The following is a 12,031-nucleotide window of genomic DNA, read 5'->3' on the forward strand; positions in this document are numbered from 1 at the left end:
ATGGGCATTTTCTCCATTGCCAATCAGCATATCCGCTTTGCGTTAAAACTGGCATGCGCCATTGTGCTGGCGCTGTTCGTTGGCTTTCATTTTCAGCTTGAGACCCCGCGATGGGCGGTGTTGACCGCAGCGATTGTGGCAGCAGGCCCCGCTTTTGCGGCGGGCGGAGAACCTTATTCGGGTGCGATCCGCTATCGTGGGATGCTGCGTATTATCGGGACGTTTATCGGCTGTATTGCGGCACTGGTGATTATCATCAGCATGATCCGTGCGCCGCTGCTGATGATCCTCGTGTGCTGTGTCTGGGCCGGTTTTTGTACCTGGATCTCTTCGCTGGTGAAGATCGAGAACTCCTATGCCTGGGGGCTTTCGGGTTATACGGCGCTGATTATCGTCATTACTATCCAGGCTGAGCCTCTGCTGACACCGCAATTTGCCCTCGAGCGCTGCAGCGAGATTGTGATCGGTATTGTCTGCGCAATTGTTGCTGATCTGCTCTTTTCTCCCCGCTCGGTGAAACAAGAAATTGACGTTGAACTGGACAGCCTTCTGGTGGCGCAGTATCGGCTTATGCAACTGTGTATTAAGCATGGTGACAGTGAAGAAGTGGACAAAGCCTGGGGCGATTTAGTTCGTCGGACTGCGGCGCTGGAAGGCATGCGCAGTAACCTGAATATGGAGTCCTCACGCTGGGGGCGCGCCAACCGCAGGCTCAAAGCGCTAAACACGCTGTCACTGACGTTGATTACCCAATCCTGTGAAACCTATCTTATCCAGAACACGCGTCCGGAACTGATTACGGATACCTTCCGTGAGCTGTTCGATACACCGGTGGAAACCGTGCAGGATGTGCATAAACAACTGAAGCGCATGCGCCGGGTGATGGTCTGGACCGGCGAGCGCGAAACGCCGGTGACCCTTTATAGTTGGGCCAGTGCGGCAACCCGTTACCTGCTGCTGAAACGTGGGGTGGTTAGCAACACGAAAATCAGCGCTACGGAAGAAGAGATCCTGCAGGGCGAGCCGGTGGTGAAAGTGGAATCCGCCGAACGCCACCATGCGATGGTCAACTTCTGGCGCACCACGCTGTCCTGCGTGCTGGGCACCTTGTTCTGGCTGTGGACTGGCTGGACGTCGGGTAGCGGCGCAATGGTGATGATTGCGGTGGTGACCTCACTGGCGATGCGTTTACCCAACCCGCGGATGGTGGCAATCGACTTTATTTACGGCACGCTGGCGGCGTTACCGCTGGGTGCGCTCTACTTTCTGGTGATCATCCCCAATACGCAGCAAAGTATGTTGTTACTGTGCCTGAGCCTGGCGGTGCTGGGGTTCTTTCTGGGCATCGAGGTGCAGAAGCGACGTCTGGGCTCAATGGGCGCGCTGGCCAGTACCATTAACATCATCGTGCTGGATAACCCGATGACCTTCCACTTTAGCCAGTTCCTCGACAGTGCGCTTGGGCAGATTGTCGGATGCGTGTTGGCGTTTCTGGTGATCTTACTGGTGCGTGATAACTCGCGTGACAGAACTGGTCGTGTGCTGCTTAATCAGTTCGTGTCGGCGGCAGTTTCAGCGATGACCACCAATGTGGTTCGCCGCAAAGAAAACCATCTCCCGGCGCTTTACCAGCAGCTCTTTTTGCTGATGAACAAATTCCCCGGTGACCTGGCGAAGTTTCGTCTGGCGCTGACGATGATCATCGCACACCAGCGTCTGCGCGATGCACCGGTACCGGTAAACGAGGATTTATCCGCCTTTCATCGTCAACTGCGACGTACTGCCGATCACATCATATCCGCAGGGAACGACGACAAACGCCGACGCTACTTTAGCCAATTGCTGGAGGAGCTTGATGTCTATCAGGAGAAGTTAACCCTCTGGCAAGCGCCGCCTCAGGTGACGGAGCCGGTGAAGCGACTCACCGGTATGCTCCACAAATACCAGCATGCACTGACCAGCAGTTAAGACTGATAAACCGACGCCAGAAGCATGGCTATACTTACCTGATGTGCGGGAATCCCTGCATAGAGAGCCTGTAGAGCGACTGGCGTTGGGGTGGTAGCTATAGATGAACATCTATACATTTGATTTTGACGAGATTGAAGAACAGGGTGATTTTTACCGCGAGTTTACGCGGGCATTCGGCCTTGCTCGGGAAAAGGTAAGCGATCTCGATTCACTGTGGGAGGTAGTGATGGGCGACGTTCTACCTCTGCCGCTGGAGATTGAGTTTGTCCATTTACCGGACAAACAACGCCGACGCTACGGAGCGCTGATTTTGCTGTTTGATGAAGCAGAAGAAGAGCTGGAAGGGCAATTACGCTTTAACGTCCGTCATTCAATGTAAGGCATAAAAAAGCCCCCGACAGGCGGGGGCAAGTCGTCTCGGACCAGACGACGAGGGTTTATTTGTACAGTTCAGCGGTTGCGTGCCAATGCGCGCCTTCACGCAGTTCGGTCACGCGGTAGCTGCTGGCGCCTGCTTTTTCAGCTTTGGCGACGATTTCCTGACGCATATCCATCGGTGAGCTGCCAATCTGAGAAACAGAGATGGTACCCATGGATTGCAAATTCTGTGCTTCTTGTGTGTTCACCTGATTAACCGCCGCACTGGCGCCAAAAGAGAGAACGGAAAGAAGGCTTAAGGTTGCAACAGTCGTTTTGATTTTCATGATATTTACCTCGTCGAATTCTTTTATTGGGGTCTTCGTTTCGTGACCCTCATCACAAAATCAAGTATACACTAATCACTCAATAAATTAATACCACGCTAATGGTTTCTGCTGTAATTAAGTGTTAAAAAATGTTGTTTTAATAACTTATTGGAATTAAAAACGAATAATTGAACTCATTATTTTAAAAAATACAGTAAATTCATGGTGATAGTTAATTTCGCAATTTGTGCGTTTTTATTTCGAGGTATTCACTGTGTGAATGTTTTTGGATGGTGAAACGCACTATTTGTTAAATGACAGGCAGAAGAAAAGAGAGGTCAGGAGTCAGAAAGAAAGGTTTTTCCCCGCCACGCGATGCGACGGGGAGGGGATCACAGCTCTTGTTCGAACAGTTCCAGAATAGCTTCGTACAGATCTTTTACCGAGAACCCCATCGCCGGAGTGGTGAAGATGGTATCGTCGCCCGCAATAGTGCCGAGGATACCTTCTGCTTTACCCAGTGAATCCAGCAGACGTGCAATCAACTGTGCGGCGCCTGGGCTGGTATGAATGACCACCACGGCATCGTTGTAGTCAATGTCCAGCACCAGATTTTTCAGTGGACTGGAGGTCGTCGGAACCCCCAATTCAGCCGGAAGGCAGTACACCATCTCCATTTTGGCATTGCGGGTACGCACAGCACCAAACTTGGTCAGCATGCGTGAAACTTTGGACTGGTTGATATTATCAAAGCCCTGATCCTGCAATGCGAGGACGATTTCACCCTGAGAGCTGAATTTTTCTTCTTTGAGAAGCGCTTTAAACGCCTTTACTAATTCTTCTTGTTTAGCCGAGCTTCGCATAAGTCACCCGTAATATGGCGGTAGAAACAACATTATTGTGCATACAGATGAATTTTTATGCAAACGGTCTGCCTCATTCGAGGCTGAAATAATGTTATGAAAGAGCGGAATTTTATCAAATTTCGTTATCAAGAAACATGCCTATGTCACGGCGCGCAAATAAGCTTAAAAGTAAATCAATTGTTATAAAATTGATGTTGTTTTGAGGGGGCAGTTAGGTATATTGTCAGCACCTGTTGGAAAGTTGCTCTACTGTGCGAGTCGTTTTGAATTACGTAACTTAGGTTTTATTTTACGTAAATTAAATGCATAAAAGCCAAATTTGCGTGACTACGCATTCTTGACGCGTGGTTGTTGTGTTCATTGGATTTGTGAATTATGGTCGCCGCCGCGGAGCAACAGACACTTTGCTTATCAATATAATAAGGAGTTTAGGATGAAAGTTGCAGTCCTCGGCGCTGCTGGTGGAATCGGTCAGGCGCTAGCACTACTGTTAAAAACCCAACTGCCTTCAGGTTCAGAACTCTCCCTGTACGACATCGCTCCAGTAACGCCTGGTGTGGCTGTTGATTTGAGCCATATCCCTACCGCTGTGAAAATCAAAGGTTTCAGCGGCGAAGATGCGACCCCGGCACTGGAAGGTGCTGACGTAGTACTGATCTCAGCAGGCGTCGCGCGTAAACCGGGTATGGACCGTTCCGACCTGTTTAACGTCAACGCAGGTATCGTGAAGAATCTGGTTCAGCAGGTTGCGACCACCTGCCCGAAAGCATGCATCGGTATCATCACTAACCCGGTGAACACCACCGTTGCAATCGCTGCAGAAGTGCTGAAAAAAGCAGGCGTTTACGACAAGAACAAACTGTTTGGCGTGACCACGCTGGACATCATCCGCTCCAACACCTTTGTGGCGGAACTGAAAGGCAAGCAGCCGACCGACGTTGAAGTTCCGGTTATCGGCGGACACTCTGGCGTGACCATTCTGCCACTGCTGTCACAGGTCCCTGGCGTAAGCTTCACCGAGCAAGAAGCTGCTGAGCTGACCAAACGTATCCAGAATGCGGGTACTGAAGTCGTCGAGGCTAAAGCCGGTGGCGGTTCCGCAACCCTGTCTATGGGCCAGGCCGCAGCACGTTTCGGTTTGTCGCTGGTTCGCGCACTGAACGGCGAAAAAGGCGTGGTGGAATGTGCATACGTTGAAGGTGACGGCCAGTACGCTCGCTTCTTCTCTCAGCCGCTGCTGCTGGGCAAAAACGGCGTAGAAGAGCGTCAGTCTATCGGCAAACTGAGCGCGTTTGAACAGAGCTCGCTGGAAGGCATGCTGGACACGCTGAAGAAAGATATCACCCTGGGCGAAGAGTTCGTTAAGTAACGCGACAAGGGGCCGGATGCCGGACGGCGGTGTAAACACCTTATCCGGCCTACGGTCAGCGTGTATTTGTAGGCCTGATAAGCGTAGCGCCATCAGGCATTACGTGCTAAGTCCCTACGATATCGCCTAATAAAAACCGGAGCTAATTCAAATTGCTCCGGTTTTTTATGGTAAGTGGGAGGCGTGATGTTAATTGGTGGCCGGGTATTCCTGAATGGTGACCTGCAACGTTAATTGTTTATCATCACGCATCACGACGACGGAGATCACTGAGCCTGGGCGAATTTCCGCTACCTGATCCATGGTCTCCAGCGCAGAGACGGCCGGTTTATTATTGACCGAGATAATCAGATCGTTAACCTGAATGCCTGCTTGTGCCGCCGGGCCATCCGGGGAGACTTCGTTAACCACAATCCCCTGAATTTGATCCATTCCGCCGCCCTGCGCGTGCAGTGGCGCAATCTCGCGACCGCTAATCCCGATATACCCGCGAATGACGCGACCATCACGAATCAGCTTATCCATAATCTTGGTTGCTAACTGGAACGGAATAGCAAAGCCGATCCCTTCCGGCGTTTCGCCATCGTTGCTCTTATCAAACGACAGGGTGTTAATGCCCATCAGCTCACCCAGCGAGTTGACCAGCGCCCCGCCGGAGTTGCCGTGGTTGATAGAGGCATCCGTTTGCAGAAAGTTTTGCCGTCCCGTGGGGTTCAGGCCAATACGACCGGTGGCGCTGATGATCCCCTGAGTAATGGTTTGCCCGAGGTTGTACGGGTTCCCGATAGCAAGAACGACGTCGCCAATGTGCGGTATCCGTTTGTTGTTGATAGGGATTGTGGGCAGCCCACCAGAGGCGTTGATTTTCAGCACCGCCAGGTCAGTCAGGGTATCGGAGCCGACCAGCAGCGCTTCAAACACGCGTCCATCCTGCAGAGCGACGATGATTTGGTCGGCATCATTAATCACGTGTTTGTTGGTGATGATATAGCCGCGCTGATCCATGATAACGCCGGAGCCGAGCGTGCGGATCTCGAGCTGGTTGTGCGTCGTGCTGTTCATACTGCGGTTATACACGTTAACAACGGCGGGGGCGGCACGGCGAACCGCCGGGTTATAGCTGGCAGGCGTTTCATCAGCACTGTCAAACTGGGGTGCTGTAAGCGTATTAATTTTGCGCAGAGAGGGCATCACGGCCAGCAGAATGGCGCCGACGATTAAACCAATCGCGACCGAACGTAAAAGCTTCACAAACATGATAGCGGCGTCATTAAAAAGGGGAACGGCAGCAGCATATCACGAGTTTACCGGACATCACACGATGGGCTGATGTCCGGTCTACCAGCTTAACGCAGGAGCAGATAAATATTCTCGTTACCGCGTACCACCTGCAACGCGATGATCGACGGTTTCGCTTCCAGCACCTTGCGCATTTCGGCAATGGAGTTCACGCGATCGCGGTTTACACCGATGATAACGTCATCTTTGTGCAGACCGGCTTGCGCGGCTGGGCTGCTTTTTTCGACGTTATCAATCTTGATGCCTTTAGTGCCGTCTTTTAACTGACCGTCGCTAAGCGTTGCACCTTGTAACGCCGGGGCGATCATTTCCGCACTGGCGGACGACGACGTGCTGGTATCCAGCGTGACCTCCACCTCCAGTGGCTTACCGTTACGTAGCAGACCCAGTTTAACCTTGGTGCCCGGTTCAGTGGTGGCAATACGCGAGCGTAACTCGGCAAAACTGTTCAGCGGCTTGCCGTTGAGGCTGGTAATGACGTCACCGGATTTCACGCCCGCCTTCGCGGAGCCAGAGTTCGGCAGCACTTCGCTAACAAACGCGCCGCGCTGTACATCCAGTTTGAACGCTTTGGCGATGTCGGCGGTCATTTCCGTCCCTTTAATACCCAACAGGCCGCGTTTGATTTCGCCAAACTGCATTAACTGCTGCGCCAGCGTGCGCGCCATGTTGCTGGGAATGGCAAAGCCAATGCCGATACTGCCGCCGCCCGGTGCCAGAATGGCGGTGTTAATACCGATCAATTCACCATTCAGATTAAGCAGCGCGCCACCGGAGTTACCCCGATTAATGGACGCATCGGTCTGAATAAAGTTTTCCAGACCTTCCAGATTCAGGCCGCTGCGACCCAATGCCGAGACGATGCCGGAGGTTGCCGTTTGCCCCAGCCCGAACGGGTTACCGACGGCGACGGCAAAATCACCCACGCGGAGTTTGTCGGAGTCGGCGATGGCAATTTGTGTCAGGTTGCTAGGGTGCTGGATTTGCAGCAGGGCGATATCGCTCTGATCGTCGCTACCAATCAGCTTGGCGTCAAACTCGCGACCGTCGTTGAGCTGGATACTGATCTTCTGTGCCTGATTAATAACGTGGTTATTGGTTAGCACGTAGCCTTTGGCGGCGTCGATGATGACTCCTGAACCCAGGCCTTCGAACGGTTGTGACGGCTGATCGGGTAAGTCATCGCCAAAAAATTTTTTGAATTCTTCCGGGACTTTCTGCCCCTGCGCGGCGGTACCTTCGACCCTCACGCTCACGACCGCAGGTAACACTTTCTCCAGCATTGGTGCGAGGCTGGGGAGTGCGGCTTGACCGGGAACCTGGCCGGGTATCGACGCAATGGCCTGAAACGGCGCCGAGAGAGTTAACCCGACACTTAACGCTAATGCACTCAACAGCTGGGTTTGTTTTTTCATTGATCCTGCTCTCGTACCTTGAGTAAACGGAAGATGATTCAAAACAGTTTGATGTTATTGAATTTTCGGTTTGGTCACAATGCGGCTAACGACTAAATAATAGCTGGGACGGGAAGAGAAGCGGAGGGCGCAATTGCTGCGCCCAATAAATTTCTTAACGATGTGCAGTTAGTCGCGCTTTGCGCCACTACGCAGCAGGCCGGAGGCCCCTTCGGAATAGTCGCGTGGCATCTGAACCGGTGCCTGATCGTTGCCTGCTTCAGACTCTGCCAGACGGTTACGGAACGGGTTGGATTCTGGCGACATACCCGGCAGCAGGTTGCTGGAACTTTTTGCCATATGTTGGTAGATCTGACGATAGTCGTCGGCCATGTTATCCAGTAGCTCAGCGCTGCGGGCAAAGTGGCTTACCAGCTCTTCACGATACTCTTCCAGCTCAGCTTTGTTTTTTTCCAGTTCGTACTGCAATGCCTGCTGTTGGCGTAATTTACGATTACCAAAACGCATGGCTACGGCACCAATAATGATACCGACGACTAACCCAATTAGCGCATATTCCCAGGTCATGAACATCTCCCGTTGTCTTGTGTTTCCGTAGGGTGTTGGCTTTAGGCTCCATGCCTGCGCCTGATTATGCCACTATAACCGCTAATCCCGTAGAAGTGGAATCCCGACTTTATATCGCGTAGTGTAGAACGGCCTTTTTTTCGTCAACCGTGAGCGACGGCACATCGATTCTCAAGGAATAACAATAACATCATGCAAAGCGTTTCCCCGACATCGCGTTACCTGCAGGCCCTCAACGACGGCAGTCATCAACCCGACAACGTACAGCAAGAGGCAGTGAATCGACTGGATATTATTTTCCAGGAACTGACTGCCCCAGCCCGTCCTGCGTTGCAGGAAAGTGGGCTGATTGCTCGCTTTAGCAAATTTTTGGGTAAACGTGAACCGACGAAGAGCACGCCGGTGCGTGGTCTGTATATGTGGGGGGGCGTGGGGCGCGGGAAAACCTGGCTGATGGACCTTTTCTACCATAGCCTGCCGGGCACGCGTAAACAGCGTTTGCACTTTCACCGCTTTATGCTGCGCGTACATGAAGAGTTGACCGCCCTGCAAGGGCAAAGCGACCCGCTGGAAGTGATTGCCGACCGCTTTAAGGCAGAAACCGACGTGCTGTGCTTTGATGAGTTTTTTGTCTCGGATATCACCGATGCGATGCTGCTCGGTGGATTAATGAAAGCGCTGTTCGCCCGCGGTATCACGCTCGTGGCGACATCCAATATTCCGCCTGATGACCTGTACCGCAATGGTCTGCAACGTGCCCGCTTTCTTCCGGCGATTGAGGCTATTAAACAGTACTGCGACATCATGAATGTGGATGCCGGAGTTGATTACCGTCTGCGTACGCTAACCCAGGCGCATTTATGGTTATCGCCGCTGAATGATGAAACCCAACGGCAGATGGATAAGCTGTGGCTGGCGTTAGCGGGAAGCAAAAGTGAACATGCGCCGACGCTTGAGATAAATCATCGCCCGATGCAGACACTGGCCGTCGAAAACCAAACGCTGGCCGTCTCGTTTACTACCTTGTGCGTCGATGCCCGCAGTCAGCACGACTATATTGCGCTATCGCGCCTGTTTCACACTGTGTTGCTCTCTGACGTCCCAGTGATGACGTCGTTGATGGAGAGCGAAGCACGGCGCTTTATCGCGCTGGTAGATGAGTTCTACGAACGCCATGTCAAGCTGGTGGTGAGTGCGGCAGTTCCTTTATATGAGATCTACCGGGGAGAGCGCCTAACGTTTGAATTCCAGCGCTGTTTGTCGCGTTTGCAGGAGATGCAAAGCGAAGAGTATCTGAAGCGCGAACATTTAGCCGGTTAAACCCATCGCAAATCACATAAAGGGGTCGATCTTTGACCCTGACTTCTCTATAATCTTGCGACCCCACGTTACGAGAGAGTTTTTTTCCCAAAACTTTCTATGTGCCGGCATAGGCTATTCGAAGGGGTAGGTTTGCTGGACAATGTCGTGTGAACCTCAACTGACAAAACGTTTGGGTGTTCACCAACGTGTAACTAATTTATTTGGGTAAGCTTTTAATGAAAACTTTTACAGCTAAACCAGAAACCGTAAAACGCGACTGGTATGTTGTTGACGCGACCGGTAAAACTCTGGGCCGTCTGGCTTCCGAACTGGCTCTGCGCCTGCGCGGTAAGCACAAAGCGGAATACACTCCGCACGTAGATACCGGTGATTACATCATCGTTCTGAACGCTGACAAAGTTGCGGTAACTGGCAACAAGCGTACTGACAAAATGTACTACCGTCACAGTGGCTACGTCGGTGGTCTTAAAGAAGCGACCTTTGAAGAGATGATTGCTCGCCATCCTGAGCGTGTGATTGAAATCGCGGTTAAAGGCATGCTGCCAAAAGGCCCGCTGGGTCGTGCAATGTACCGTAAACTGAAAGTTTACGCGGGCAATGAGCACAACCACGCGGCACAGCAACCGCAAGTTCTTGACATCTAATCGGGATTATAGGCAATGGCTGAAAATCAATACTACGGCACTGGTCGCCGCAAAAGTTCTGCAGCTCGCGTTTTCATCAAACCGGGCAGTGGTAAAATCGTTATCAATCAACGTTCTCTGGAACAGTACTTCGGTCGTGAAACTGCCCGCATGGTAGTTCGTCAGCCGCTGGAACTGGTCGACATGATTGGTAAACTGGACCTGTACATCACCGTTAAAGGTGGTGGTATTTCTGGTCAAGCTGGTGCGATCCGTCACGGTATCACCCGCGCACTGATGGAATATGACGAGTCACTGCGTGGCGAACTGCGTAAAGCAGGCTTCGTTACTCGTGATGCTCGTGAAGTTGAACGTAAGAAAGTCGGCCTGCGTAAAGCACGTCGTCGTCCTCAGTTCTCCAAGCGTTAATTGGTTTCTGCTTCGGCAGATTGCAATTTGCGAAAAAACCCGCCTCGGCGGGTTTTTTTATGGATTTTTACCCACGAATAAGCACGGTAATCTGCTGATTGCCACCTCTTTTTTCCCATTTCCAGAATCGACTCACCACAAAGGTCACAAAATCTGGTAAACTATCATCCAATTTTCTGCCCAAATGTCCGGTATTGTTCATTTTTTGTTTGTATTTTGAACAGCAATGGCTTTTCCGAATCTGGGTGACATCACTTCTGACTGGCCACCTGGTGGCTGGTAGCAGTAAAATTCTTAATATACCTGGAGGTTTTCATGGCTGTCGCTGCCAACAAACGTTCGGTAATGACGCTGTTTTCTGGTCCTACTGACATCTATAGCCATCAGGTCCGCATTGTACTGGCGGAGAAAGGTGTTAGTTTCGAGATTGAGCATGTGGAGAAAGACAATCCACCTCAGGATCTGATCGACCTCAACCCGAATCAGAGCGTACCGACACTGGTGGATCGTGAGCTGACCCTATGGGAATCTCGCATCATTATGGAATACCTGGATGAGCGTTTCCCGCATCCGCCGCTGATGCCGGTTTACCCGGTTGCGCGTGGTGAAAGCCGCCTGTACATGCAGCGTATTGAAAAAGACTGGTATACGCTGATGAACGTCATCGTAAACGGTTCTGCTTCTGAAGCGGACGTCGCGCGTAAGCGACTGCGTGAAGAGCTGCTGGCAATTGCGCCAGTGTTTAGTCAGAAACCGTATTTCCTGAGCGATGAGTTCAGCCTGGTAGACTGCTACCTGGCCCCGCTGCTGTGGCGTTTACCGCAGCTGGGTATTGAATTCAGCGGTGCTGGTTCGAAAGAGCTGAAAGGGTATATGACCCGCGTATTTGAACGTGACTCTTTCCTGGCTTCTCTGACTGAGCCTGAACGTGAAATGCGTCTGGGCCGGGGTTAATCTGTATGGATTTGCCACAGCTATCACCGCGCCGTCCGTATCTGCTGCGCGCATTCTATGAGTGGTTGTTAGACAACCAGCTCACGCCGCACCTGGTGGTGGATGTGACGCTTCCGGATGTGCAGGTTCCCATGGAATATGCGCGTGACGGGCAAATTGTTCTGAATATTGCTCCACGTGCAGTGGGCAACCTGGAACTGGCAAACGACGAAGTGCGTTTTAACGCGCGCTTTGGCGGTATACCGCGTCAGGTTTCCGTGCCGCTGGCTGCTGTTCTGGCTATCTATGCCCGTGAAAACGGTGCCGGTACCATGTTCGAGCCAGAAGCGGCCTACGACGAAGATGTCGCCAGCTTAAATGATGACGACAACGACACGTCCGGCTTTGAAAGCGAAACGGTCATGTCCGTCATTGATGGCGATAAGCCCGATCACGGTGATGACAACGACCCGGATGATACGCCGCCACCTCCGCGTGGTGGGCGTCCGGCGCTACGCGTAGTGAAGTAAAAATCAAACAGGCCCTTGCG

13 protein-coding genes are annotated in these 12,031 nt (G+C 52.1%); 8 read left to right on the forward strand and 5 right to left on the reverse strand.

Annotated elements, in window-relative coordinates:
- Both aaeB and FDW98_RS19105 read left to right on the forward strand, forming a co-directional pair.
- The gene (gene aaeB / locus FDW98_RS19100) at window positions 1-1,968 is read left to right on the forward strand and encodes a p-hydroxybenzoic acid efflux pump subunit AaeB (RefSeq protein ID WP_096755474.1); all 1,968 of its coding nucleotides are present in this window, start codon (window positions 1-3) and stop codon (window positions 1,966-1,968) included.
- 103 nt (window positions 1,969-2,071) lie between these two features.
- A complete protein-coding gene (locus tag FDW98_RS19105; protein ID WP_096755475.1) occupies window positions 2,072-2,350 on the forward strand; it encodes a hypothetical protein in 279 nt (92 codons plus the stop codon).
- A gap of 58 nt (window positions 2,351-2,408) precedes the next feature.
- On the opposite strand, the gene yhcN-B is transcribed toward FDW98_RS19105, so the two are convergent.
- Window positions 2,409-2,675, reverse strand: coding sequence for a DUF1471 family stress response protein YhcN-B (yhcN-B, locus tag FDW98_RS19110; protein WP_096755476.1), 267 nt, complete (start codon window positions 2,673-2,675; stop codon window positions 2,409-2,411).
- Window positions 2,676-3,049: 374 nt separating this feature from the next.
- Complete coding sequence (gene argR / locus FDW98_RS19115; protein WP_096755477.1) at window positions 3,050-3,520, reverse strand: transcriptional regulator ArgR; 471 nt, start codon at window positions 3,518-3,520, stop codon at window positions 3,050-3,052.
- 436 nt (window positions 3,521-3,956) lie between these two features.
- Here argR and mdh point away from each other — a divergent pair, with 436 nt between their 5' ends.
- Window positions 3,957-4,892 carry a malate dehydrogenase gene (mdh, locus tag FDW98_RS19120; RefSeq protein WP_096755478.1) on the forward strand — a complete coding sequence of 312 codons (936 nt, stop codon included), beginning with the start codon at window positions 3,957-3,959 and terminating at the stop codon, window positions 4,890-4,892.
- A gap of 189 nt (window positions 4,893-5,081) precedes the next feature.
- On the opposite strand, the gene degS is transcribed toward mdh, so the two are convergent.
- The 3 genes from degS to zapG form a co-directional block, all read right to left on the reverse strand.
- On the reverse strand, window positions 5,082-6,149 hold the full coding sequence (gene degS, locus FDW98_RS19130; RefSeq protein ID WP_096755479.1) for an outer membrane-stress sensor serine endopeptidase DegS: 1,068 nt from the start codon (window positions 6,147-6,149) through the stop codon (window positions 5,082-5,084).
- An 89-nt stretch (window positions 6,150-6,238) separates the two neighbouring features.
- On the reverse strand, window positions 6,239-7,606 hold the full coding sequence (degQ, locus tag FDW98_RS19135; protein WP_096755480.1) for a serine endoprotease DegQ: 1,368 nt from the start codon (window positions 7,604-7,606) through the stop codon (window positions 6,239-6,241).
- Between the two features lie 168 nt (window positions 7,607-7,774).
- On the reverse strand, window positions 7,775-8,173 hold the full coding sequence (gene zapG, locus FDW98_RS19140) for a Z-ring associated protein ZapG (RefSeq protein ID WP_045448139.1): 399 nt from the start codon (window positions 8,171-8,173) through the stop codon (window positions 7,775-7,777).
- 192 nt (window positions 8,174-8,365) lie between these two features.
- Between zapG and zapE the strand changes: the two genes are divergently transcribed.
- The 5 genes from zapE to sspB all read left to right on the forward strand — a co-directional run bounded on the left by zapE (window position 8,366) and on the right by sspB (window position 12,011).
- Window positions 8,366-9,493 (forward strand): cell division protein ZapE, encoded by a 1,128-nt coding sequence (gene zapE, locus FDW98_RS19145; protein ID WP_096755481.1) that lies wholly within the window; start codon window positions 8,366-8,368, stop codon window positions 9,491-9,493.
- A gap of 218 nt (window positions 9,494-9,711) precedes the next feature.
- The gene (gene rplM, locus FDW98_RS19150; RefSeq protein ID WP_096755482.1) at window positions 9,712-10,140 is read left to right on the forward strand and encodes a 50S ribosomal protein L13; all 429 of its coding nucleotides are present in this window, start codon (window positions 9,712-9,714) and stop codon (window positions 10,138-10,140) included.
- Between the two features lie 15 nt (window positions 10,141-10,155).
- Window positions 10,156-10,548 carry a 30S ribosomal protein S9 gene (gene rpsI, locus FDW98_RS19155; protein WP_062774136.1) on the forward strand — a complete coding sequence of 131 codons (393 nt, stop codon included), beginning with the start codon at window positions 10,156-10,158 and terminating at the stop codon, window positions 10,546-10,548.
- Window positions 10,549-10,863: 315 nt separating this feature from the next.
- Window positions 10,864-11,502, forward strand: a complete 639-nt coding sequence (gene sspA / locus FDW98_RS19160; RefSeq protein ID WP_096755483.1) for a stringent starvation protein SspA — start codon at window positions 10,864-10,866, stop codon at window positions 11,500-11,502.
- Window positions 11,503-11,507: 5 nt separating this feature from the next.
- Window positions 11,508-12,011: a ClpXP protease specificity-enhancing factor gene (sspB, locus tag FDW98_RS19165; protein ID WP_096755484.1), complete on the forward strand. Its 504-nt coding sequence runs from the start codon at window positions 11,508-11,510 to the stop codon at window positions 12,009-12,011.
- The last annotated feature ends 20 nt before the right edge of the window (window positions 12,012-12,031 follow it).

Source organism: Citrobacter sp. wls711, from assembly GCF_005281055.1.
Lineage (GTDB): Bacteria > Pseudomonadota > Gammaproteobacteria > Enterobacterales > Enterobacteriaceae > Citrobacter > Citrobacter gillenii.

Excerpts from the sequence above, each read along its gene's own strand:
- aaeB (WP_096755474.1), top strand. The coding sequence starts at position 1 with ATGGGCATTTTCTCCATTGCCAATCAGCATATCCGCTTTGCGTTAAAA.
- FDW98_RS19105 (WP_096755475.1), top strand. The coding sequence starts at position 2,072 with ATGAACATCTATACATTTGATTTTGACGAGATTGAAGAACAGGGTGAT.
- yhcN-B (WP_096755476.1), bottom strand. The coding sequence starts at position 2,675 with ATGAAAATCAAAACGACTGTTGCAACCTTAAGCCTTCTTTCCGTTCTC.
- argR (WP_096755477.1), bottom strand. The coding sequence starts at position 3,520 with ATGCGAAGCTCGGCTAAACAAGAAGAATTAGTAAAGGCGTTTAAAGCG.
- mdh (WP_096755478.1), top strand. The coding sequence starts at position 3,957 with ATGAAAGTTGCAGTCCTCGGCGCTGCTGGTGGAATCGGTCAGGCGCTA.
- degS (WP_096755479.1), bottom strand. The coding sequence starts at position 6,149 with ATGTTTGTGAAGCTTTTACGTTCGGTCGCGATTGGTTTAATCGTCGGC.
- degQ (WP_096755480.1), bottom strand. The coding sequence starts at position 7,606 with ATGAAAAAACAAACCCAGCTGTTGAGTGCATTAGCGTTAAGTGTCGGG.
- zapG (WP_045448139.1), bottom strand. The coding sequence starts at position 8,173 with ATGACCTGGGAATATGCGCTAATTGGGTTAGTCGTCGGTATCATTATT.
- zapE (WP_096755481.1), top strand. The coding sequence starts at position 8,366 with ATGCAAAGCGTTTCCCCGACATCGCGTTACCTGCAGGCCCTCAACGAC.
- rplM (WP_096755482.1), top strand. The coding sequence starts at position 9,712 with ATGAAAACTTTTACAGCTAAACCAGAAACCGTAAAACGCGACTGGTAT.
- rpsI (WP_062774136.1), top strand. The coding sequence starts at position 10,156 with ATGGCTGAAAATCAATACTACGGCACTGGTCGCCGCAAAAGTTCTGCA.
- sspA (WP_096755483.1), top strand. The coding sequence starts at position 10,864 with ATGGCTGTCGCTGCCAACAAACGTTCGGTAATGACGCTGTTTTCTGGT.
- sspB (WP_096755484.1), top strand. The coding sequence starts at position 11,508 with ATGGATTTGCCACAGCTATCACCGCGCCGTCCGTATCTGCTGCGCGCA.